The sequence below is a fragment of the Massilia sp. 9096 genome (genome assembly GCF_000745265.1).
In the GTDB taxonomy this organism is placed as follows: domain Bacteria; phylum Pseudomonadota; class Gammaproteobacteria; order Burkholderiales; family Burkholderiaceae_D; genus Telluria.
In genome coordinates this window covers 5,305,249-5,327,890 of sequence record NZ_JQNN01000001.1, presented here as the reverse complement: position 1 = coordinate 5,327,890, position 22,642 = coordinate 5,305,249, and the positions used below count along the sequence as shown (strand labels likewise).

General features: G+C 66.5%; 19 protein-coding genes and 1 other RNA gene. 3 read left to right on the top strand and 17 right to left on the bottom strand.

Annotated elements, in window-relative coordinates; genetic code table 11:
• From FA90_RS23280 to mraZ, 12 genes are read right to left on the bottom strand one after another with little or no spacing between them, the layout of a single operon-like run.
• Positions 1-984 (bottom strand): D-alanine--D-alanine ligase, encoded by a 984-nt coding sequence (locus FA90_RS23280; RefSeq protein WP_239700925.1) that lies wholly within the window; start codon positions 982-984, stop codon positions 1-3.
• A complete protein-coding gene (gene murC / locus FA90_RS23275) occupies positions 981-2,378 on the bottom strand; it encodes a UDP-N-acetylmuramate--L-alanine ligase (RefSeq protein WP_036173043.1) in 1,398 nt (465 codons plus the stop codon). The genes FA90_RS23280 and murC overlap by 4 nt, the downstream gene beginning before the upstream one ends.
• On the bottom strand, positions 2,375-3,451 hold the full coding sequence (gene murG / locus FA90_RS23270) for an undecaprenyldiphospho-muramoylpentapeptide beta-N-acetylglucosaminyltransferase (RefSeq protein ID WP_239700922.1): 1,077 nt from the start codon (positions 3,449-3,451) through the stop codon (positions 2,375-2,377). The genes murC and murG overlap by 4 nt, the downstream gene beginning before the upstream one ends.
• Positions 3,448-4,665, bottom strand: coding sequence for a putative lipid II flippase FtsW (gene ftsW / locus FA90_RS23265; RefSeq protein ID WP_036173039.1), 1,218 nt, complete (start codon positions 4,663-4,665; stop codon positions 3,448-3,450). The genes murG and ftsW overlap by 4 nt, the downstream gene beginning before the upstream one ends.
• Positions 4,665-6,173 (bottom strand): UDP-N-acetylmuramoyl-L-alanine--D-glutamate ligase, encoded by a 1,509-nt coding sequence (gene murD, locus FA90_RS23260; RefSeq protein ID WP_036173036.1) that lies wholly within the window; start codon positions 6,171-6,173, stop codon positions 4,665-4,667. The genes ftsW and murD overlap by 1 nt, the downstream gene beginning before the upstream one ends.
• Before the next feature lie 5 nt (positions 6,174-6,178).
• Positions 6,179-7,348 (bottom strand): phospho-N-acetylmuramoyl-pentapeptide-transferase, encoded by a 1,170-nt coding sequence (gene mraY / locus FA90_RS23255; protein WP_036173033.1) that lies wholly within the window; start codon positions 7,346-7,348, stop codon positions 6,179-6,181.
• A 1-nt stretch (position 7,349) separates the two neighbouring features.
• A complete protein-coding gene (gene murF, locus FA90_RS23250) occupies positions 7,350-8,720 on the bottom strand; it encodes a UDP-N-acetylmuramoyl-tripeptide--D-alanyl-D-alanine ligase (RefSeq protein WP_036176844.1) in 1,371 nt (456 codons plus the stop codon).
• A 2-nt stretch (positions 8,721-8,722) separates the two neighbouring features.
• Entirely contained in the window at positions 8,723-10,282 is a 1,560-nt protein-coding gene (locus tag FA90_RS23245; RefSeq protein WP_036173030.1) for a UDP-N-acetylmuramoyl-L-alanyl-D-glutamate--2,6-diaminopimelate ligase, read from the bottom strand.
• Complete coding sequence (locus FA90_RS23240) at positions 10,282-12,051, bottom strand: penicillin-binding protein 2 (protein ID WP_036173028.1); 1,770 nt, start codon at positions 12,049-12,051, stop codon at positions 10,282-10,284. The genes FA90_RS23245 and FA90_RS23240 overlap by 1 nt, the downstream gene beginning before the upstream one ends.
• Positions 12,048-12,320 carry a cell division protein FtsL gene (gene ftsL / locus FA90_RS23235; RefSeq protein WP_036173025.1) on the bottom strand — a complete coding sequence of 91 codons (273 nt, stop codon included), beginning with the start codon at positions 12,318-12,320 and terminating at the stop codon, positions 12,048-12,050. Before ftsL ends, FA90_RS23240 begins: the two co-directional genes overlap by 4 nt.
• Positions 12,317-13,273 (bottom strand): 16S rRNA (cytosine(1402)-N(4))-methyltransferase RsmH, encoded by a 957-nt coding sequence (rsmH, locus tag FA90_RS23230; protein ID WP_036173022.1) that lies wholly within the window; start codon positions 13,271-13,273, stop codon positions 12,317-12,319. Before rsmH ends, ftsL begins: the two co-directional genes overlap by 4 nt.
• A gap of 8 nt (positions 13,274-13,281) precedes the next feature.
• The gene (gene mraZ / locus FA90_RS23225) at positions 13,282-13,710 is read right to left on the bottom strand and encodes a division/cell wall cluster transcriptional repressor MraZ (RefSeq protein WP_036173020.1); all 429 of its coding nucleotides are present in this window, start codon (positions 13,708-13,710) and stop codon (positions 13,282-13,284) included.
• Between the two features lie 526 nt (positions 13,711-14,236).
• Between mraZ and FA90_RS23220 the strand changes: the two genes are divergently transcribed.
• Positions 14,237-15,190: an AAA family ATPase gene (locus tag FA90_RS23220; RefSeq protein ID WP_036173017.1), complete on the top strand. Its 954-nt coding sequence runs from the start codon at positions 14,237-14,239 to the stop codon at positions 15,188-15,190.
• Here the strand turns inward: FA90_RS23220 and FA90_RS23215 are convergent, their stop codons facing one another.
• Complete coding sequence (locus FA90_RS23215) at positions 15,191-16,852, bottom strand: PQQ-binding-like beta-propeller repeat protein (protein ID WP_081934002.1); 1,662 nt, start codon at positions 16,850-16,852, stop codon at positions 15,191-15,193.
• 189 nt (positions 16,853-17,041) lie between these two features.
• Between FA90_RS23215 and FA90_RS23210 the strand changes: the two genes are divergently transcribed.
• Positions 17,042-17,755, top strand: a complete 714-nt coding sequence (locus tag FA90_RS23210) for a YcxB family protein (RefSeq protein WP_036173014.1) — start codon at positions 17,042-17,044, stop codon at positions 17,753-17,755.
• On the opposite strand, the gene FA90_RS23205 is transcribed toward FA90_RS23210, so the two are convergent.
• The 3 genes from FA90_RS23205 to glpK form a co-directional block, all read right to left on the bottom strand.
• Complete coding sequence (locus tag FA90_RS23205) at positions 17,752-18,030, bottom strand: hypothetical protein (protein WP_036173011.1); 279 nt, start codon at positions 18,028-18,030, stop codon at positions 17,752-17,754. The two genes, FA90_RS23210 and FA90_RS23205, sit on opposite strands and share 4 nt — an antisense overlap.
• Before the next feature lie 255 nt (positions 18,031-18,285).
• Positions 18,286-18,786 carry a hypothetical protein gene (locus FA90_RS23200; RefSeq protein ID WP_036173008.1) on the bottom strand — a complete coding sequence of 167 codons (501 nt, stop codon included), beginning with the start codon at positions 18,784-18,786 and terminating at the stop codon, positions 18,286-18,288.
• 119 nt (positions 18,787-18,905) lie between these two features.
• Positions 18,906-20,408 carry a glycerol kinase GlpK gene (gene glpK, locus FA90_RS23195; RefSeq protein ID WP_036173006.1) on the bottom strand — a complete coding sequence of 501 codons (1,503 nt, stop codon included), beginning with the start codon at positions 20,406-20,408 and terminating at the stop codon, positions 18,906-18,908.
• A 130-nt stretch (positions 20,409-20,538) separates the two neighbouring features.
• Here glpK and FA90_RS23190 point away from each other — a divergent pair, with 130 nt between their 5' ends.
• The gene (locus FA90_RS23190; protein ID WP_036173002.1) at positions 20,539-22,116 is read left to right on the top strand and encodes a methyl-accepting chemotaxis protein; all 1,578 of its coding nucleotides are present in this window, start codon (positions 20,539-20,541) and stop codon (positions 22,114-22,116) included.
• 69 nt (positions 22,117-22,185) lie between these two features.
• Here FA90_RS23190 and rnpB read toward each other — a convergent pair.
• Positions 22,186-22,531: RNase P RNA component class A (gene rnpB / locus FA90_RS25310), an RNA gene on the bottom strand.
• Positions 22,532-22,642 lie beyond the last annotated feature (111 nt).

Sequence of the window (22,642 nt, the reverse complement as noted above, 5' to 3'; positions counted from 1 at the left end):
TTACGCCTTGTCCTTGCTGTTCTGTTTCATCTTCAGGCTGGCGCTGCGCAGGATCTGCACGCACAGGTCTTCGTAGCTGGTGCCTTCGGCGCGCGCGGCCATCGGCACCAGCGAGTGCCCGGTCATGCCGGGCGAGGTGTTCACTTCCAGCAGGAAGAACTTGCCGTCGGATTCGCGCAGCAGCACGTCGATGCGGCTCCAGCCTTCGCAGCCGAGGGCGCGGTAGGCCTTCTCGACCTCGCGCTGGATGGCAATGGTAGCAGCGGCATCCAGCGGCGCCGGGCAGTAGTACTTGGTGTCGTCGGTGAAGTACTTGTTCTGGTAGTCGTACTTGCCTTCCGGGGCGACGATCTCGACGATCGGCAGCGCGCGCGCGGTCGGGCCGGTGCCCAGCAGCGGCACCGAGAACTCGCGGCCCACGATGAACTGCTCGGCCAGCACGCGCGCATCGTACCTGCGCGACAGCTCGACCGCCGCCTGCAGCTCTTCGCGGCGGGTCACCTTGGTGATGCCGATGCTGGACCCCTCCAGCGGCGCCTTGACGATCAGCGGCAGGCCCAGCTCTTCCACCACCTTATCGAGGTCGGTGCCGTCATCGATGATCGCGTACTTCGGCGTCGACACGCCGTGCGCCAGCCAGACGATCTTGGTGGTGATCTTGTCCATGCCGACCGAGGACGCCATTACGCCGCTGCCGGTGTACGGGATGCCGAGCTGCTCGAGCGCGCCCTGCAGGCTGCCGTCTTCGCCGTAGCGGCCGTGCAGCGCGATGAACACGCGGTCGAATTTTTCGGCCGCCAGGTCGGCCAGCGAACGCTCGGCCGGATCGAAGGCGTGGGCGTCGACGCCTTTCGATTTCAGGGCCTCGAGCACGCCGGTGCCGGACAGGATCGAGATCTCGCGCTCGGCCGAACGGCCGCCGAACAGGACGCCGACCTTGCCCAGGTCCGCGATTTCTTGCGAGGTGAGTTGAGTCGCGGTCACGATGCTACCTTTTGAAACTGTGTCAGTTGATGCGGCACCCCGCCGATCGAGCCGGCGCCCATGGTGAGCACGACGTCGCCGTCGCGCGCCACCTTCATGATGGTCGCCGGCATGTCGGCGATGGCTTCGACGAAGATCGGTTCGATCTGGCTGCCCGCGCGCAGCGCACGCGCGAGCGCGCGCCCGTCGGCGGCCACGATCGGGGTCTCGCCGGCGGCGTAGACTTCGGCCAGCAGCAGCACGTCCGGCGCGCCCAGCACCTTGACGAAGTCTTCGAACAGGTCGCGCGTGCGGGTGTAGCGGTGCGGCTGGAAGGCCAGCAGCAGGCGCCGGCCCGGATAGGCGGCGCGCGCGGCGGCCAGCGTCACCTGGGCTTCGACCGGGTGGTGGCCGTAGTCATCGACCAGGGTGAAGCTGCCGCCGCCCTCGAGCGGGATCTCGCCGTAGCGCGTGAAGCGGCGGCCGACGCCGCGGAATTCGCGCAGGCCGATGGCGGTCGCCTCGTCCGGCACGCCGATCTCGCGCGCGATCGCGATCGCCGACAGCGCATTGAGCACGTTGTGCATGCCCGGCTGGTTCAGCACGAATTCGGTGTCGGCATAGCCTTCCTGGCGCACGGTAAAGCGCATCTGGACGCCGTCGGCGCCGGCGTTCAGGGCGCGCACTTCGGCATCCTCGGCAAAGCCGTAGGTCGTCACCGGCTTGGTCACCTGTGGCAGGATCGCGCGCACGTGCGGATCGTCCACGCACAGCATCACGCGGCCGTAAAACGGCAGGCGGTGGGTGAAGTTGACGAACGCGCCCTTGAGCTTTTCGAAGTCGTGCTCGTAGGTGTCCATGTGGTCGGCGTCGATGTTGGTGATGACCTCGATCATTGGCGACAGGTTCAGGAACGAGGCGTCCGACTCGTCGGCTTCGGCCACGATGTACTCGCCGGTGCCCAGCTTGGCGTTGGCGCCGGCGCTGTTCAGGCGCCCGCCGATGACAAAAGTCGGATCCATGCCGCCCTGGGCCAGCACCGAAGCGACCAGGCTGGTGGTGGTGGTCTTGCCGTGCGTGCCGGCGATCGCGATGCCGCGCTTCAGGCGCATGAGTTCGCCCAGCATGATCGCGCGCGGCACCACCGGCACCTTGCCGGCGCGCGCCGCCACCACTTCCGGATTGGCTTCGTTGACGGCGGTCGAGGTGACCACGGCGTCGGCGCCCAGGATGTGCTCGGCCGCGTGGCCGATCCTGACGATGGCGCCCAGTTCCGCCAGGCGCTGGCTGGCCGCGTTCGAGGCCAGGTCCGAGCCCGACACTTTATAGCCCAGGTTCAGCAGCACCTCGGCGATGCCGCTCATGCCGCTGCCGCCGATGCCGACGAAGTGAATGTGTTTGATCTTGTGTTTCATTGGCCCGCCAATTCTTCCAAAACTTTCGCGATCGCCTCGTTGGCGTCGCGCCTGCCCACCGCCTGCGCCGCCTCGGCCATGCGCAGGCAGTCGTCGCGCGTGGTCGATTGCAGCAGCTGGGCCAGCTTCTGCGGATTGAGTTCGCCCTGCGGCAAATGCACCGCCGCCTTCTGTTCCTGCATCCAGATCGCGTTGTCGCGCTGGTGGCTGGTGGTGCTGGCCACGAACGGCACCAGCACGCTCGCCACGCCGGCCGCGGTCAGTTCCGACACCGTGATCGCGCCGGCGCGGCAGATCACCAGGTCGGCGTTGGCGTATTCGGCCGCCATGTCGTCGATGAAGTCGACCACGTTGGCCTGTACGCCGGCTTGCGCGTACGCGGCGCGCAGCGCGTCGATGTTCTTCTTGCCCGACTGGTGGGTCACGTTCGGACGCAGGCCTTCCGGAATGAGCGCCAGCGCGGCCGGCACGGCGTCGTTGAGCACCTTGGCGCCCAGGCTGCCGCCGACCACCAGGATGTTCAATGGCCCGCTGCGCGTGGCGAAGCGGCGGCCCGGCGCCAGCATGTCGAGGATCTCCGCGCGCACCGGGTTGCCGGTGACGACCGCCTTGCCGGCGGCTTTGCCGAAATCGGCCGGGAAGCCGAACAGCACGCGCTGGGCGATCGGCGTCAGGGTCTTGTTCGACAACAGCAGCGCGGCGTCGGCATTGACCAGCGCCAGCGGCACGCCGCGCGCACGCGCCATCATCCCGCCCGGCACGGTCACGTAGCCGCCCATGCCCAGCACCACGTCGGGCTTTCGCAGCGCGAGGTACTTGCGGCAGGAGGCGAAGCTGGCGAGCAGCTTGAACGCGCCGCCGACCGTATGCCCCAGGCCCTTGCCGCGCATGCCGGAAAAGTCGATGCGGTCCATCGGGATGTCGTGCCTGGGCACGATGTCCTTTTCCATGCCGTGCTGGGTGCCCAGCCACGACACTTCCCAGCCGCGCGCGCGCATCGTCTGCGCGATCGCGATGCCGGGGAAGATGTGGCCGCCGGTGCCGGCCGCCATGATCATCAATCGTTTCGTCATTGGCGGCCTCCGCGCATGCGCACCCGGTTTTCGTAATCGATGCGCAGCAGGATCGCGAGACCCACGCAGTTGAACAGGATGCCCGAGCCGCCGTAGCTCATCAGCGGCAGCGTCAGGCCCTTGGTCGGCAGCAGGCCGAGGTTCACGCCCATGTTGATGAAGACCTGCACGCCGAGCCAGATGCCGACGCCCTTCGCGGCCAGGCCGGCGAAGTGCTGTTCCAGCGCGATCGCCTGGCGGCCGATGTCGAAGGCGCGCTTGACCAGCCAGTAGAACAGGCCGATCACCACCACCACGCCGACCAGCCCGAGTTCCTCGCCGATCACGGCCATGATGAAGTCGGTGTGCGCTTCCGGCAGGTAGTGCAGCTTCTCGACGCTGCCGCCCAGGCCGACGCCGAAGATCTCGCCGCGTCCGAAGGCGATCAGCGAGTGGGTCAGCTGGTAGGCCTTGTCGAGCGCATTGCCCTCTTCCCACGGGTTCATGTAGGCGAACATGCGCGCACGGCGGAACGGCGACAGCGCGATGATCGTCGAGAACACCAGCACCAGCACCGCGCCGATGCCGCCGAACCAGATCATGTTGAAGCCGCCCAGGAACAGGATGCCCATCGAGATGCAGACCACCACGCCGAACGCGCCCAGGTCGGGTTCCAGCATCAGGAAACCGCCGACCAGACCCATCGCGAAGGCCATCGGCATGAAGCCCTTGGTCAGCTTGTGCATGTACTGCTGCTTGCGCACGGTGAAGTCGGCCGCGTACAGCACCGCCACCACCTTCATGATCTCGGACGGCTGCAGCTGCATGATCTTCAAGGGGATCCAGCGCCGCGCGCCGTTGACCGAGTGGCCCACGCCGGGCACCAGCACCAGGGCCAGCAGGAACAGCGTGCCGATGAACAGGATCGGCGCGAGGCGCTGCCAGGTCGCCACCGGAAAGCGGAACACGAAGGCGCCGGCCAGCACCGAGACCACGATGAAGGCCGCCTGGCGCATCAGGAAGTAGCTGTTCTTGCCGCCCAGGCTGGCGTACTTGGGCGAATCCGGCAGCGCGATCGAGGCCGAGTACACCATCACCATCCCGAACAGCATCATCAGGATCACGACCCACACCAGCGGCTGGTCGTATTCCATCATGCGCGACGGGCGTGCGCGGGTCGCGATGGTCGCATCGCTGGACGAACCGCTGAACTTGAACGGAATCTGGAAGCCCATCAGATGTCCTGCCCTTTTTCCAGGGCGATGTCGCGCACGGCGTCGACGAAGACCTGTGCGCGGTGCGCGTAATTGGTGAACATGTCGAGGCTGGCGCAGGCCGGCGACAACAATACGACGTCGCCCGAGCGCGCCAGGCCGGCGGCGCGGCGCACCGCCTGCGGCAGGTCGTCCAGGTCGAAGCACGGCACGCCGGTCGGCTCGATCGCGGCGCGCACTTGTGCGGCGTCGTGTCCGATCAGCAGGGCCGCGCGCACGTAACGCGCGCATGGGCCCGCGAGCGGGCTGAAGTCCTGGCCCTTGCCGTCGCCACCGGCGATCAGGAGGATCTGGCGGTCGGCCTCGCCGAAGGACTTGCCCAGGCCTTCCAGCGCGGCGACGGTGGCGCCGACGTTGGTGCCCTTCGAATCGTCGTAGTACTCGACGCCGTCGATGCTGGTGACCAGCTCGACGCGGTGCGGCTCGCCCTTGTATTCGCGCAGGCCGTGCAGCAGCGGCGCCAGCGGCAGGCCGGCGGCGCGGCACAGGGCCAGCGCGGCCAATGCGTTCGAGGCGTTGTGCAGGCCGCGGATGTGCAGCGCGTCGGCCGGCATCAGGCGGTTGATGGTGAGCTCGACCGGTTCGGGCGTCTCACCCGAGGATGAGCCACGGCGGCGTTTTTTCTCGGGTTCTTCGGCCGGATTGGCATTGGCCAGCCACAGCACGCCGCGTTCGCTGACCAGGCCGAAGCTGTCCGGCGCATCGGGTTCGCCGGTGCCGAATGTATTCATCTGCGCGGTCGGCGAGCCCATGCCCATCACGGTCGCGTCGTCGCGATTGAGGATGCGCACCGTGTCGGCCCCGAAGATGCGCGCCTTGTCCGCGGCGTAGGCGGCCATGCTGCCGTGCCAGTCGAGGTGGTCCTGGGTGATGTTCAGGACGGTCGCGGCATCGGCGTTCAGGCTGAAGGTGGTGTGCAGCTGGAAGCTGGACAGCTCGAGCACCCAGACCTGGGGCAGCTCATCGCTGTCGAGCGCTTCGCGCAGCACGTCCAGCGCCGCCGGGCTGATGTTGCCGGCCACGCGCGTCGTGAAACCGGCGCGGCGGCACAGCAGGCCGGTCAGGCTGGTCACCGTGGTCTTGCCGTTGGTGCCGGTGATGGCGATGACCTTCGGGCTGTAGTCCCGGCTTACCTTCAGCGCCGCGAGCGCCTGGGCAAACAGCTCGATCTCGCCCCACACGCGGATATTGCGCTCGGCCGCGGCAGGCGAGATCTCGGCCAGCTCGCGGTTCGGCGCCAGGCCCGGGCTAACGGCGACGAAATCGACGCCATCGATCAGCGCGGCCGTGAATGGACCGCCGACGAAATCCGCATCCGGCACGGCCGCGCGCAGCGCGTCCAGGCGCGCGGGCGTCTCGCGCGTATCCGCGACCCGCACGCGCGCGCCGGCGCGGGCGAGCCATTGCGCCATCGCCAGGCCCGATTCGCCGAGCCCGAGCACCAGTGCGGTTTTGCCTTCGTAGCTCATCGTCGTCAGCGCAGTTTGAGGGTCGAGAAGCCGACCAGGACCAGGATCATGGTCACGATCCAGAAGCGGACCACGACCTTGGTTTCTTTCCAGCCCTTCTGTTCGAAATGGTGGTGCAGCGGCGCCATCAGGAAGACGCGGCGGCCCTGGCCGTAGCGCTTCTTGGTGTACTTGAACCAGCCGACCTGGATGATCACCGACAGCGTCTCGGCGACGAACACGCCGCCCATGATGAACAGCACGATCTCCTGGCGCACGATGACGGCGATGGTGCCGAGCGCGCCGCCCAGCGCCAGCGCGCCGACGTCGCCCATGAACATCTGCGCCGGATGCGCGTTGTACCACAGGAAGGCCAGGCCGGCCCCCGCGAGCGCACCGCAGAAGATCAGCAGTTCGCCGGCGCCCGGGATGTGCGGGATGAACAGGTATTTCGAATAGGTCGCGTTACCGGTGAGATAAGCGAACAGGCCCAGCGCCCCGCCCACCATCACGGTCGGCATGATCGCCAGGCCGTCCAGGCCGTCGGTGAAGTTGACCGCGTTCGACGCGCCCACGATCACGCAATAGGTCAGCGCGATGAAGCCCCACACGCCGAGCGGATAGCTGACGGTCTTGAAGAACGGGACGATCAGGTCGGCCTTGGGCGGCAGCTCCATCGAAAAGCCCGACTGCACCCAGGCGAAGAACAGCTGCCACACTTCCCACGGCGTCTTGGCCGAGACCGAGAACGCCAGGTACAGCGAGGAGGTGATGCCGATCAGCGACATCCAGAAGTATTTTTCGCCCGAACGCATGCCTTCCGGGTCCTTGTAGACCACCTTGCGGTAGTCGTCGACCCAGCCGATGGCGCCGAAGCCGAGCGTGACCACCAGCACCGGCCAGATCAGGCGGTTCGACAGATCGCACCACAGCAGCGTCGACACGCCGATCGCGATCAGCACCAGCACGCCGCCCATGGTCGGGGTGCCGTGCTTGGACAGGTGGGTCTGCGGGCCGTAGGTACGGACGGCCTGGCCGACCTTCATCTCGGTCAGCTTGCGGATCACGGCCGGACCGCACACCATGCCCATGGTGATCGCGGTGATGGTCGCGAACACCGCCCGGAAGGTGATGTAGTTAAAAACGCGCAGCGGACCGATGTAGTCCTGAAAATATTGTGCGAGCCAAAGCAGCATATCAGTGCGAATCCTTGCCAGTGTCGGTTGTTGCGGTCAGGTGGCGGACCACGCGCTCCATCTTCATGAAACGCGAGCCCTTCACCAACACAGTTGCGTCAGATTTGCTGCCCAGTTGCTTGTCCAGTGCTGCCAATAATTCGTCGAACTGCTCGTAATGTGTTGCCCCGTTGCCCACCATGTGGCGCGCCAGTGCGCCGGTGACCAGCACGGTCTCGATGCCGCGCTGTCGTGCGTAGGCGCCGATTTCCTGGTGAAACTCCGGTCCCTGCGTGCCGACTTCGCCCATGTCGCCCAGCACCAGCACGCGCGGCGCCGGATAGGCGGCCAGCACGTCGATGGCGGCGCGCACCGAATCCGGGTTGGCGTTGTAGCTGTCGTCGATCACGGTGGCGCCGTTGGCGGCCTGCTTGCGCTGCAGGCGGCCGCTGACCGGCGCGAACGCTTCCAGGCCGCGCACGATGGCGTCCTGGCCGATGCCGGCGGCCAGCGCGCAGGCGGTAGCCGCCAGCGCGTTGCGCACGTTGTGTTCGCCGGCGGCGGCCAGTTCGATCGTGAACTGCGCGCCGTTGGCGCTCACGGCCAGCGTGCTGCCGAAGCCATTGCCGGTGTACGTCGCGCGCACGTCGCAATCGTTTGTCAGGCCGAACGTGAGCACGCGCTGGCCGGCGGCCAGCCCACGCCACAGCGCGGTGTACTCGTCGTCGCCGGGGAACACGGCCACGCCGTTTTCCGGCAGCGCCTGCAGCACCGAGCCGTTCTCGCGCGCCACCGCTTCCACGGTGTGCATGAATTCCTGGTGCTCGCGCTGGGCGTTGTTGACCAGGGCGACGGTGGGCGCGGCGATGGCGGCCAGGCGCGCGATCTCGCCCGGATGGTTCATGCCCAGCTCGACCACCGCGGCCTTGTGCTCGGCGGTGAGGCGGGTGACGGTCAGCGGCACGCCGATCTCGTTGTTCAGGTTGCCCTGGGTGGCCAGGCGCGCCTCCTCGCCGAACGCTGCCGCCAGGATGGCGGAGATCATCTCCTTGACCGTGGTCTTGCCGTTGCTGCCGGTGACGCCGATCACGGGGATGTCGAATTTGCTGCGCCAGAAATGGCCGATGCGCCCCAGCGCCGCCAGCGTGTCCGGCACGACCAGGGCCGGCAGCGGATAATTTTCGGGCAGGCGTTCGACCACGACGGCCGCGACCGGATTGCCGACCAGCTGGTCGAGAAAGTCGTGGGCGTCGAAGCTGTCGCCGCGCAGGGCGACGAACAGCGCGCCCGGCACCACCTGGCGGGTGTCGGTCGAGACGCCCTGGAAATACGCGTCGCGCGTGATGTGTGCGCCGTCGATCGACGCGAGCAAATGGGAAAGCGAGCCGCGGATCATTAAGCAGTCCTCATCATCGTGAGCCGCGCGCTCAAGGCCAGCGCGGCATGGTCGGCGTCGGAAAAGGGAATCTTCCGGCCTTTGATTTCCTGGTAGGGCTCATGCCCCTTCCCCGCCAGCAGGATCACGTCCGGCTTGGCGGCATGCTTGACCGCCGACAGGATCGCGGCGGCGCGGTCTTCGATGGCCTGGGTCGTGGACGCCGGATGCCGGGCATCCATGCCGGCCACGATCTGGTCGATGATCGCGCGCGGCTCTTCGCTGCGCGGGTTGTCGCTGGTGACCAGCACGTGCCCGGCCATTTGCGCGATGCGGCCCATCTGCGGGCGCTTGCCCGGGTCGCGGTCGCCGCCGCAGCCGAACACGCACCACAGTTCGCCGCCTCGGTCCTGGGCCACCTGGCGCAGCGCGGCCAGGGTCTTTTCCAGCGCGTCCGGGGTGTGGGCGTAGTCGATCACGACCATCGGCGCGTCCTGGCCGCCGACCTGCTGCATGCGGCCCGGGGCCGGGCTCAAGGTCGCGATGGCGTCCAGCGCGGCGGGGAGAACCACGCCCTTGGCCAGCAGCGCGCCCAGCACCGCCAGCGCATTGCTGACGTTGAAGTGGCCGACCAGGCGGGTGCGCGCCTGCGCGCTACCCTGCTCGGTCTCGAGCTGGAATTCGGTGCCGCCCAAGCGGCTGCGCATGCCGCTGGCGCGCAGGATCGCCACGCCCTCGATGGCCGGCTGCTCGGCTTGCGGACGCAGGGTGTACCCGGTCACGCGCACGTCCGCGCGTGCTGCGCGCAGGTGCGCGACGATGCGCTGGCCGGCCTCGTCGTCGAGGTTGACCACGGCATGCTTCAAGCCCGGCCAGTCGAACAGCTGGCGCTTGGCGGCTTCGTAGCTGGCCATGTCGCCGTGGTAGTCGAGGTGGTCGCGCGTCAGGTTGGAAAACACGGCGACGTCGAAATGCATGCCGGCGGTGCGCGCCTCGACCAGCCCGATCGACGAGACTTCGATCGCCAGCGCGCGCGCACCCGCGTCGCGCAGCCCGGCCAGCTCCCCGGCCAGCAGCACCGCGTCGGGCGTGGTGTAGCCGGTGACGTCGAATTCCGGCTCGGCGTGTCCACGCACCAGCCCGACGCCGAGCGTGCCGATGATGGCGCTCGGCGCGTCGCCGATCGAAGCCAGCGCCTGCGCGGTCCACAGCGCGATCGAGGTCTTGCCGTTGGTGCCGGTCACGCCGACGGTGAACATGTCCGCATCCGGCATGCCGTAAAAGGCGTGCGCGATCGGGCCGGCGTTCTTCTTCAGCTCGGGCACGGCCAGATGCGGCAGGTCCAGCGCTTCCGGCCAGGCGAAATCGCGCGGATCGTACACGACCGCGGCCGCGCCCCTGTCGATGGCGGACTGGATGAACTTGCGTCCGTCGGCCGCCTCGCCCGGATAGGCGAAGAACACGTCGCCACGGCCCACGCGGCGCGAGTCGGAGGCCAGTCGAGATGCAGGCGAAGATGCAAAAGCGCCGCCCGGTGCGGCGGCCTCGATCCACTGGAAGATGTCCCTGGTCTCGGTCATCAATTACTCTCCTCGACCGGATGCTCGGGGATGATGATGTCGGTGACCGACGAATCGGGCGGTATGTTCTCGGCCCGCAAGGCGTTTGCCGCCAGTGTCGCGAAGGTCGGCGCCGCGACCGTGCCGCCCCAGTGGCCGGCGCCGACCGGATCGTCGATCATCACCGCGATCACGAAGCGCGGATTGGACATCGGCACGATGCCGGCGAAGGAGCCGATGTAGTGGCTCTGCGAATAGCGGCCGTCGATCACCTTCTGCGCGGTGCCGGTCTTGCCGCCCACGCGGTAGCCGGCGATCTGCGCCTGCGGCGCGGTACCCTCCGGGCTGACCACCGATTCGACCATGGTGCGCATCTGCGCGGCGGTCTTGGGCGAGATGATCTGCTGGCCGACCGGCTTCTCGGTCACCTTCTGGAACGACAGCGGGATGATATCGCCGTTGCGCGCGAAGATCAGCCAGCCGCGCGCCAGCTGCAGCAGCGACATCGAGATGCCCTGGCCGAACGACATGTTGGCCTGGCCGATCTGGCTCCAAGCTTTATACGGACGCACGCGGCCGGCAGCGGCGCCCGGGAAGCCGAAGCGCGGGGCCTGGCCGAAGCCGACCTTGGTAAACATCTCCCACATCTCCTGCGGGGTCAGCATCTGCGCGATCTTGCTGGTGCCGATGTTCGAGGAGTGCTGGATGACTTCGCTGACGTTGATCACGCCGTGCGCGCTGGTGTCGTGCACCACGTGGCCGCCGATCATGATCACGCCGTTGCCGGTGTCGATCATCGTGCTCGGCTTGACCAGGCCCTTGTCCATCGCCAGCGAGACGGTGAACGGCTTGAGGGTCGAACCCGGCTCGAAGGTGTCGGTGATGACGCGGTTGCGCAGCTGCTCGCCGGTCAGGTGCGAGCGGTCGTTCGGGTTGTAGGTCGGCCAGTTGGCCAGCGCCAGCACCTCGCCGGTGTGCACGTCCAGCACCACGGCCGCGCCGGCCTTGGCGTTGAACTTCGCGACCGCGTCCTTGATGCTCTGGTAGGCGATGTACTGCAGCTTGCTGTCGACCGACAGCGTGATGTCCTTGCCGTCGTGCGGCTCGCGCGACATGCCGACGTCCTCGACGATGCGGCCCAGGCGGTCCTTGATCACGCGCCGGCTGCCGGTCTGGCCGACCAGGTTCTTCTGCTGCGCCAGCTCGATGCCTTCCTGGCCGATGTCCTCGACGTTGGTGAAGCCGACCATGTGCGCCATCACATCGCCCTGCGGGTAGTAGCGCTTGTATTCCTTGCGGGTGTCGAGGCCGTCGATGCCGAGCTTCTCGATCTTGGCGATGACGTCCATCTCGACCTGGCGTTTCAGGTAGACGAAGGTGCGGTCGGAGTCGAGCTTCTTCATCAGATCGGCCTGCGGCATCTCGAGCAGGCGCGCCAGTTCGGCCAGCTTCTCGGGCGGCGACTGTTTCACGTCTTCCGGAATCGCCCACACCGCCTTGACCGGCAGCGAGGACGCCAGCACCAGGCCGTTGCGGTCGAGGATCTTGCCGCGCGTGGCCGGCAGCTCGAGCGTGCGCTCGTAGCGGCTCGCGCCCTGCTTCTGCAGGAACTGGTCGGACACGCCCTGCAGCCAGAGCGCGCGTCCGGCCAGCGCCGCGAACGCGGAGAACAGGCCGAACAGCACGACGCGCGAGCGCCAGTCCGGCAGGCGCACCGCCAGCACGGGGCTCTTGGAGAACGCGACGCCTTTAGCGGCGGCGACGCGGGAACCGTTGGTGCCGACCTTCATTTGCCGCCTTCCGTCAGATATTGGGTACGCGCCGGGCTGAGCGGCGTCATGTTCAGCTGGGTGCGCGCGATCTGTTCGATGCGCTCGTTCTTGCCGTAGGTGGACTGGTCGAGCTGGAGCTGGGACCAGTCGATTTCGAGCTGGCGCTGCTGGGTCGCCAGCTTTTCCAGGTCGTTGACGAGGCGGTTGCGCTGGTAGCGCGCGTTCACGACCGACAGCGCGCAGCCCACCAGCAGCACGGTCAGCACGGCGTTGAGCTTGCCGGTCATCGGGTGGTCTCCAGGCGTTCGGCCACGCGCAGCACTGCCGAACGCGCGCGCGCGTTGGCCTCGACTTCGAAGTCGGAGGGCTTGGTCTTGCTGATCAGCTTCATCAAAGGCTGGGGCAAATCGACGGCGCGGATCGGCAGCCGGCGATCCGGCTGCTCGACCTTGGCCTTGGATGCCAGGAACTGCTTGACCATGCGGTCTTCCAGCGAGTGGAAGCTGATGATCGACATGCGCGCGCCGGGCGCGAGCAGTTCGTAGGCAGCACTCAAACCTGCTTCAAGGTCCTCAAGCTCTTTATTGATGAAAATCCGGATAGCCTGAAAGGTGCGAGTTGCCGGATCCTTGCCTTTCTCCCGGGTTTTGACCGCGTTTGCCACGATTGCGGCAAGCTGTCGTGTGCTTGAAATTGGCTCGATTGACCGGCGAGCAGCAATCGCCTTTGCAATCTGAAAAGCAAACCGTTCTTCCCCATAATCGCGAATCACCTTTTCCAGTTGTAGTTCCGGCACCGTGGCCAGCCACTCGGCCGCCGAGATGCCCCGTGTCGTATCCATCCGCATGTCCAGGGGACCATCGTTGCGGAAACTGAAACCGCGGCTCGCATCGTCCACCTGGGGCGAGGAGATGCCCAGGTCGAGCAGGATGCCGTCGACCTGGGCGATCCCGCGGGCCGCCAGCGCTTCGCGCATCGTCGCGAAGCTGTCGTGCACGATCGCGAAACGCGGATCGCCAATCTGTTCCGCCGTGGCGATCGCCTGCGGATCCTTGTCGAATGCGATCAGGCGGCCTTGCGGCGCCAGCTTCGACAGGATCAGCCGGCTGTGGCCGCCGCGGCCGAACGTACCATCGACATACGTACCGGCCGCGCGCGCGCCTTCGAGGGCAAGCGCATCGACCGCTTCATCGAGCAGCACCGTGCGATGCTGCAAATCAGGCACCGGACTCTGGTTCATTGGGTGCCTTAGAAGGAGAAATTGGAAAGGGCGTCGGGCATGCCGCCGGCGACGGCCTGGGCCTCGTCGGCTGCAAGTTTGGCGGCGTCCCAGATCTCGAAATGGGTGCCCATCCCGAGCATCATGACCTCTTTCTCCAGTCCTACTGCGCTGCGCAGCTCGGGCGAAATCAGCACCCGGCCTGCACTGTCCATCTCGACATCGCACGCGTTACCCAGGAAAATGCGCTGCCAGGCGCGCGCCGACATCGGCCAGGACGCGATCTGCTCGCGGTGCTGTTCCCACACCGGGCGCGGAAAGAACAACAGGCAACCATGTGGATGTTTCGTGAGCGTCATACGGCCTTCACACTGCTGACTCAAGGCGTCGCGATGCTTGGCCGGTATTGACATCCGCCCTTTTGCATCGAGATTGATCGCTGACGCGCCCTGAAACACGTATTTACCTAGTTGGAGAGTTATCAGTCTGGTTATTTTTGGAGGCCGGGAAACGGATCGGTCTCCCACAAAACTGCACTTTTTGCCACCGTTTCCCACTTTAAGTGAAGCGTTGTCTGTGGTCAAGCGAATTCACGATTGGAAAACAGGCAAATTGCTAATGAAACCAATGACTTAGCGCACTTCCTTAAAAACCGTTAAAGTGAAAATGTTGAGCAAAATTAGGTACTTAGCCCCTAGACTGCATGTGCTACCTCATCTGCACACATGGGTTTTACCCTTGCTTAATCTCAACTTTTTACTGGAGGTTGGTCGCTTCGGAGGCACAGGCGAAGCGGCGTCTTAGCCGCGTGCAAGTACTCACTAACATCATGCGCCATGCATGGCCGCGCACGGCTGGGCTTGCACGTGCACCTGTGAAATTGCAGATTCATGCGGACGGGTTTAGGATGAAGCCGAGGCGATCACCCAGCCTTGAGCCGTAGTCGGCGGCAGGGCGATGCTTCGATCCTGGTAGGAGAACACCGTGAACAGCATTGCCTTTGCCCGGACCCGCGCCGTGTACGACCTGAACGAGGTCCAGGGCGCGCTCGACCGGAGCCGCGGACGCTCGCCCGAGCTCGAGGCGTTCTACGAACGCATGCTCGAGACCGGCGCCGAGCGTTTCGTGACCACGCCCTCTTCCGTCGATGCCCTCGACCCGCTGTTCGAGGAGTGTCCCAATTTCGACGACGTGCTGGACGACCTGAAGCGCTACCTGCGCCTGTCCCACGCCGGGGACAAAGGGTTCAACGTCATGCCGATCCTGCTGCTGGGCGGGCCCGGCGTCGGCAAGACCCATTTCGCCAAGCGCCTGGCGCGCGTGCTGCAGACCGACTGCGAGCTGATCAGCATGAACGCCCTGTCGGCCGGCTTCGTCATCACCGGCAGCTCGGCCAGCTGGCGCGGAGCCAAGTGCGGCAAGGTCGCCGAACGCCTGGTGCGCGGCCAGTACGCCAATCCGGTGATCGTGCTGGACGAAGTCGAAAAAGCCAGCGGCTCGTCGCAGTCCGACCCGCTGGCTGCGCTCTACCAGTTGCTGGAACCCGAGACCGCCTCGGCCTTTCGCGACGAATTCATCGACGTCGACATCGACGCCAGCCAGATCTTCTGGGTCCTGACCGCCAATTCGCTGGACGGCATCCCGCATCCGCTGCTGAACCGGATGGCGATCTACGACGTGCCGTCGCCGACGCCCGACCAGGCGGCCGGCATCGCCCAGCGCATGTACGGCGGCCTGCTGAAGGAACTGAACCTGGCCGGGTTCGACCCGCTGCTGGGCGACGTGGTGCTCGATCAGCTGGCGGGGGTGTCGCCGCGCGACCTGCGCAAGACCCTGCTGGACGGCCTGGGTTACGCGGTCGCGGACGGGCGCGCGCACGTGCGCGCGCAGGACATCCGTTTGAAACCCACCCCGGGCAAGGGGCGGATCGGGTTTTGATTACTTGAGATTGATCGCGACCACCGCTTCCATGTTCTGGATATACAGGATACCGCTGCGACTCAAGGCCAGGCGGCCCGAAGCCGGATAGCTCCACACCGGCTTGTGGGTAGTCATGTCGATCGCGTACGTGGCCAGGTTGGTGCTGACGAAGATCAGGTTGTTGGTGACGACCGGTTCACCGCCCCAGCTCGTCTCTGCCGCCTGACCGGGCGTCCACGACCATGCCAGCGAGCCGTCGCCCTCATTGCGTGCTTCGATGCGGTACGGCGACAGGTTCGGCACATACACCAAGCCCTTTGAATAGGCTGGCGTCAGCGGATAGTTGCCCGAGACTCGCCAGTCGATATAGCCCTTGGCCGTGTTGAATTTGAGCAGTTCGTTGGCTGTGGAGCCGGCATACGTGGATCCGCTGGCGTAATTGCCGGCAAACGCGTTGCCGTCCGCGCCCAACACCACCGCACCGTTCATCTGGACGGCATACTGCACGTTCTGGTTCTTGATCTCGGTAATCACCACGCCGGTCTTGCGGTCCAGCACGTGCAGTGTGCCGTCGTAGACATAGACCGAGTTCGCGTCTACGGCCGGGCTCCACATCGACACTTGCGCCAAAGTCTTGAAAAACAATTGCTCGCCGCTGGGCTTGAAGCCGTACAGGCCGCCGTAGCTGCCTCCGCTGGTGTACACGGCGTCATTCAGCGCGACCGGTGCCAGGTAGTTTTCCCACTGCGACCCCATCGGCGACTTGAATTGCACCGCGCCGGTGGCCGCGTCGAAAGCGAACATGTACGTGGACCACTGCTGCCCGGCAGCCATGTAGACCGAGCCGTTGGCGAAAGCAGGCGGATTCACCGACGGGAATTGCAGGCCGCTCACATCGTACGACCAGACCACGCTGCCGTCGAATTCCTTGCGGGCCTTGAGCGCGGCGGGGCCGGCGGCGTAGAACAAGCCGTTGCCGATAGCCATAGTCGCCGGAGAACCGTATCCAAACGCCGACTGGGACTGGCTGATGGCAGCCGATTTCCAGCGCAATTTGATCTGGTCGGGGCTGATCGTCACTGGCACGTAACCCGTGTGCGCCGCGTTGCCCTGGAAGGTGCTCCACTCCGGCGCGTCGGTCCACGCCGCCAAGGTCGTCAGGTTATCGCCCGGCCAGGCGGTTCCCGATCCCATCACCGTCAGGTCATAGGGCACGGTGACCGACGACACCGCCTGCGGTGTGGCACAGGCCTGATCGGCGCACAGCTTCAGGGTGATGTTGCCGGTGTAGTGCCCGGCGTCGGCGCCGGCAACGCTGCCCAGCGACAGCGTGTAGCTACCGTCCGTATTCGGTGCGACGCTGACCTGAGAGGCGATCACGTTGGATGGATCGCTCGCGGTCACGAACAGCGTCCCGGCCGGCGTGAAATTGTTGGGTTTGATCTGCACGTTGAAGCTGACGCCAGTGTTCTGCGCCGCCACGCGCGCCATCGACGCCGACAGCACCTTGACCTCGGGCGCCGGTGGTGGTGGCGCTGGCGCTGGCGCTGGCGTCGGCGTCGGCGCGGCCGGTATCGTCGTGCCGACCGGCGCGCTCGCAGCAGGGCTGCCGCCCCCACCGCCACCGCCGCAAGCAGCAAGCGCTGCACTTACCAAAATAAAACTTGCTGTTTTCTTCATGATTGTTTTGTCTCTCTCTTGTTGAATGCATTACAAACAAGCGCGGATCATGCCACGGCTGAGATACCTAAATTCTCTCGAATTATTGCAATCCATAAATTAGTGGTGTTTTGACAAAGAAAGTTCACGATTTACAACAATCAACGCTTATTTTCACTATTGCAATATCAAAAGAGGATCGCATGTAGCGTGGCAACGCAACCGCAGGAGACCGTCATGCTCGGCTTCACCCACCCGCGTCCGCCCAGCCGCAAGGAAGTGGCGATGCAGATCGTCCAGCAGGAAGCGCGCCGGTTCAGCGCCACCGAGCTGACCGTCGAGCTGCCGGACGACCCCGTGGCGGCGCCGCCGCCAGCCGATGCGCCGCTGCGTTTCGAGGTTGCCTACAGCGCCGGCGAATACCGCGGCTTCGTGCGCGACCACCTGGCCTTCCTGCTGCGCCATGCGTCCGCGCGCGAGCGGCGCAGCATGTGGATGTGGCCGGTCGCGATCGCCGCGCTGGCCGCCCTGCTCGCCTGGTTTGCCGGCCCCGGCTGGCTGCGCGGCCTGGCGATGGCGGCGTCTGCGCTCGCGCTGGCCTGGGTGCCGGCGCTGACCGGCTTCTGGGTCGCCCTGCTCGCCACCCCGGTCTTTTATATGAAGAAACGGCGCATGCCGCTGTGCGTGTTCGAGATCGACGCCGCCGGAATCGTGCGCCCCACGCGCAGCGGGCAGCTGGTGCGCCGCTGGGACGAGGTCGAGGCGGTGCGGCGCTGCCGGCAAGGGTATCTGGTGATCGTGGAGAGCGGAGCGATGCCGATTCCGCTGCGCTGCCTGACGGCGACGCAGCAGGAACGTTTTCGCGCCTTCGCCCTCGAGCGCGGCCGCCGCAAGACGCAGGCGGCAACGCCGGCGCCGGCCTAGTTCCTGGCGGCCAGCGGCGCAGGCGGGGCTGTGGGGAGGCCGGCGTCCGGCAGCGCCACCCAGTGGCCGTCGACCTTCCTGAAGTTGCGCGTGTCGACGAAATGGGCGATGCCGCCACGCTCGATCCTGACCTGGGCCGTGTCGGCGCCCACGCGGGCGCCCGCGAAGCGGCTGTGCGGCTCGCCGTGCAGGCTGACGCAGCCGGGCGCGAACGGGCCGCCGCGGTCCGACATCTCGCCGAGCGCGGCGCGGATCTCGGCCGGCAGCGCCGTCATCGACGCGATCTCGCCACTCTGGAGGGCGACGGATTTCCGAGCCGTCTGACCCGTCTGACCCGTCTGACCCGTCTGAGTCTGAGCCGACGCGCCAGCGGCGCCGAGGCTGGCCAGGCACAGGGAAAAGCACAGGGTCGAAAGGCGCATCACAGTGTCCGTCAAGGTGGGCTGGCGCTCAATGTAATCGACCCTGCGCGCGCCGGCAACCAGTTCGGTAGAGGCAAGTGCAAGCGTTTGCAAGCGCGCGCTGCGGCTTTACTCGTCGATCTTCTTGTCTTCGGCCTTGGCCGCCTTCATCGCTTCCGGCTCGAGCTCCTCGGCGCTGCGGTTCAGGCGGATGAACACGCCCCAGCCGGACAACAGGATGCCGGCGGCGACCAGCACCGAAGCGGCATGCGGCAGCATTTCGGGATCTTCGTGCAGCGCTTTGAAGGTGCCGACCAGGCCTTCGATCGACAGCGCGACCACGACCACCACCATGAAGCGCGACAGGTAGCGCCGCACCCGTGTCGGCGCGCTGATGTGGGCGTCGCGGATCACCTCTTCCTCGGTGATGGTCTGCGAGATCTGCAGCGACACCACGGCGATGGCCAGCAGCCCGATCGCTTCGATCGCGGTCTCGCTGCCTTCCGGCCCCTCGCCGATCGCGCTCCAGGCGGTCTGGGTGGCGTACACGGTCAGCATCACGGCCAGGCCGACGAACAGGAGCGCCAGCACGGCGTGGGCGATCGAGAAAAAGGTCTTGAGGATGGACATGCAGGTTCGGGCGTCAGTCAAGGGGTGGGGTCAGCGGGTGTCGGCAAGCGGTCGTCAATACGACCGCATCGATTGTGCATGATTTGGCGCGCCCAAGCCGCACGGCTGCCCGGCTGCCGTCAACGCTGCGCGGCGGTATCGGGCTCGGCCCATGCGCGCGCATGCGCGACCGCGCGCGCCCAACGCGCCATCTTCCGCTCGCGCTGGTCAGGCGACATCGCCGGATCGAAGCGCCGCTCGGCCTGCCACTGGGCCGCGATCTCTTCCTGCGAACCCCAGAAGCCGACCGCCAGCCCGGCCAGGTATGCCGCGCCGAGCGCCGTGGTTTCCGTCACCTTCGGCCGGATCACCGGCACGCCCAGCAGGTCGGCCTGGAACTGCATCAGCAGGTCGTTCCGCGCGGCGCCGCCGTCGGCGCGCACCTCGTGCACGGCGCAGTCGGCGTCCCTCTGCATCGCATTCAGCAGTTCGGCGCTCTGGTAGGCGATCGCCTCGACCGCGGCGCGCGCGATGTGGGCGGCCGTGGTCCCGCGCGTCATGCCGACGAGGGTGCCGCGCGCATACGCGTCCCAGTGCGGCGCGCCCAGGCCGACGAAGGCCGGCACCAGCATCACTTCGCCGCTGTCGGGCACGGACTGGGCCAGCGCCTCGACGTCGCTCGACTGCTTGATGATGCCCAGGCCGTCACGCAGCCACTGGACGGTGGCGCCGCCCATGAAGACGCTGCCTTCCAACACATAGTCGGTGCGGCCATCGACTTTCCAGCCGACCGTCGCCAGCAGGCGATTATGCGAGACCGGCGGCGCGTCGCCGGCATGCATCAGCATGAAGCAGCCGGTGCCATAGGTATTCTTGACCATGCCGCGCCGGTGGCAGGCCTGGCCGAACGTCGCCGCCTGCTGGTCGCCGGCGATGCCGGCCAGCGGGATCGCACGCCCGAACCATTGCGCATCGCAGCGGCCGACCGCTTCGCTGCTGGCCACCACCTCGGGCAGCAGCGCCGCCGGCACGCGAAACAGCGCGAGCAGCTCGTCGTCCCAGCGCAGTTCGTGGATATTGAAAAGCATCGTGCGCGACGCGTTGCTGACGTCGGTAACGTGGCGCCCGGTCAGCTTGAAAGCCAGCCAGCTGTCGACGGTGCCGAAGGCCAGTTCGCCGCGTTCGGCGCGCGCCCGCCCGCCGGGCACGTGGTCCAGGATCCATTCGAGCTTGGTGGCGGAAAAGTAGGCGTCCAGTTCGAGGCCGGTCTTGCGCGCGACAAGGCCGGCCTTGCCTTGCGCGCGCAGGGCGTCGCAGCGCTCGGCCGTGCGCCGGTCCTGCCAGACGATCGCGCGGCACAGCGGCGCACCGCTGGCGCGCTCCCACACCACGGCCGTTTCGCGCTGGTTGGCGATGCCGACCGCGGCGACCTGGCCGGCGTCGACGCCGCTCGATGCCAGCACCTCGCGCGCGCACGCGAGCTGGCTGGCCCAGATGTCGAGCGGATCGTGCTCGACCCAGCCGGGATGCGGAAAATGCTGCGGGTATTCGCGCTGCGCGCTGGCGCAGACCTGGCCGCGGCGGTCGAACAGGATCGCGCGCGAACTGGTGGTGCCCTGGTCGAGGGCGAGAACATAGTGCATCGGTGACTCCTCCAGACAGGTTTGATTGTGCAACCGATATGGCGCATCCGCTACATGTCGCCATAAAGTTACACTATGGAAATAAACTGCCTATACAATCATGTTTACTCATCCATTCCACGACCATTCTATGAAAAACCTGAATATCGGCGCCCGTCTATCGCTCGGCTTCGGACTGGTGCTCGCTTTCACGCTGCTGATGACGGCCATCGGCATCTTCCAGATGCGTTCGGTCGCCGACGCCACCCGCGACATGATGACCGTCCCGCTGACCAAGGAAAGGCTGGTGTCGGACTGGTACCGCCGTATCCACACCAGCGTCACGCGCACCACGGCGATCGCCAGGAGCGCCGACCCGTCGCTGGGCGCCTTCTTCGCCGAGCAGACCGCCGTCTCGACGCGCGAAGTCACCGAGCTGCAGAAGAAGGTCGAGCCGCTGCTCGACACGCCGCAGGAAAAGCAGGCGCTGGCGCGCATCGCCGCCGCACGCAAGCCGTATCTGGCGCTCCGCGACGCCATGACGGCCCTGAAAAAGGATGGCAAGGCCGAGGAAGCGCAGCAGATGCTGGTGCAGCAGTTCCAGCCGGCCGGCGCCGAGTACCTGGCGTCGCTGAGCGACTTCCTCGACCTGCAGCGCGAGGCCATCAACCGCCGCACCGGCGAGGTCGATGCGCTGTACCAGCACAACCGCAGCGTGCTGCTCGGCATGGGCCTGGCCGTGCTGGCATTCGGTGCGGCCTGCGCCTGGTGGCTGACGCGCGGCATCGTGGTGCCGTTGAACCGCGCGGTTGAGATCGCCGTCAGCGTCGCCAACAACGACCTGCGCAGCGACATCGAGGTGAGCAGCCGCGACGAAACCGGCCGCCTGCTGGGCGCGCTCAAGACCATGAACGCCGGGTTGGCGCGCATCGTCGGCCAGGTGCGCTCGGGCACCACGCAGATCGCCACCGCCTCGAGCGAAATCGCGGTCGGCAACCTCGACCTGTCGAGCCGCACCGAACAGCAGGCCAGCGCGCTGGAAGAAACCGCGGCCTCGATGGAAGAATTGACCTCGACCGTGAAACAGAACGCCGACAACGCGCGCCAGGCCAACCAGCTGGCGCTGAGCGCATCGGCGGTGGCGGTGCGCGGCGGCGAAGTGGTCGGCCAGGTGGTCGACACGATGGAGGCGATCAACGCGGCCTCGCGCAAGATCGTCGACATCATCGCCGTGATCGACGGCATCGCCTTCCAGACCAACATCCTGGCCTTGAACGCGGCCGTGGAAGCGGCGCGCGCCGGCGAACAGGGACGCGGCTTCGCGGTCGTGGCCGGCGAAGTGCGCACGCTGGCGCAGCGTTCGGCCAGCGCGGCCAAGGAGATCAAGGCGCTGATCGGCGACTCGGTCGGCAAGATCGACGCCGGCAGCCAGCTGGTGCAATCGGCCGGCACCACGATGGCCGAAGTGGTCACCAGCATCCAGCGCGTGACCGACATCATGGGCGAGATCACCAGCGCCAGCGCGGAGCAAAGCAGCGGCATCGAGCAGGTCAACCGTGCGATTGCCGACATGGATGGCGTCACGCAGCAGAACGCCGCGCTGGTGGAGCAGGCCTCGGCGGCGGCGGCGGCGATGCAGGACCAGGCGCGCGCGCTGGAAGCCACGGTGTCGCTGTTCAAGCTGGCCGGGAGCGCGCAGGCGGAGCCGGTGGCGCGCCTGGCGGCCTGACCCGGCCGTAGCCTGTCTCGAGACGAAAAAGGCGCCCATCGGAGGCGCCTTTTTTCGTTTCTGAATTATGTGTAAAGCAGGCCGATAGGCCGGATTTTGTGTAGTGGTCTCCCTTGCGGGACGCCCCTATGACAGCCATTCCTCTAGGCGCCGAATTACTCCGGCGCTCAAGCTTCCTACCCGCACGCTCCGCGAGCAACCTCAACGCGTGCCTATTTGGAATTGCTCCAGGTGGAGGTTACCGCGTTTCACCGTAACTGAATACGCTCGTCTCTGTGGCCCTGTTCCTCGCCTTATACCCGCTTGCGCCGGCTTTCGGCGGACGGCCGTTAACCGTCACCCTGCTCTATGGAGTCCGGACCTTCCTCCCGCCCACGACCTTGCGGCGTGGACCAGCGGCTGTCTGGCCTGCTTCACGGGCGCTATTCTAACCGATGCGCGCTCCGGCCGGCCCGGGATCGCACCGGCGCTGCCGTTTTTGAAATTCGGTGTCGTAATTTCGCAAGCCAGCCCCGGCGCCCTCCCC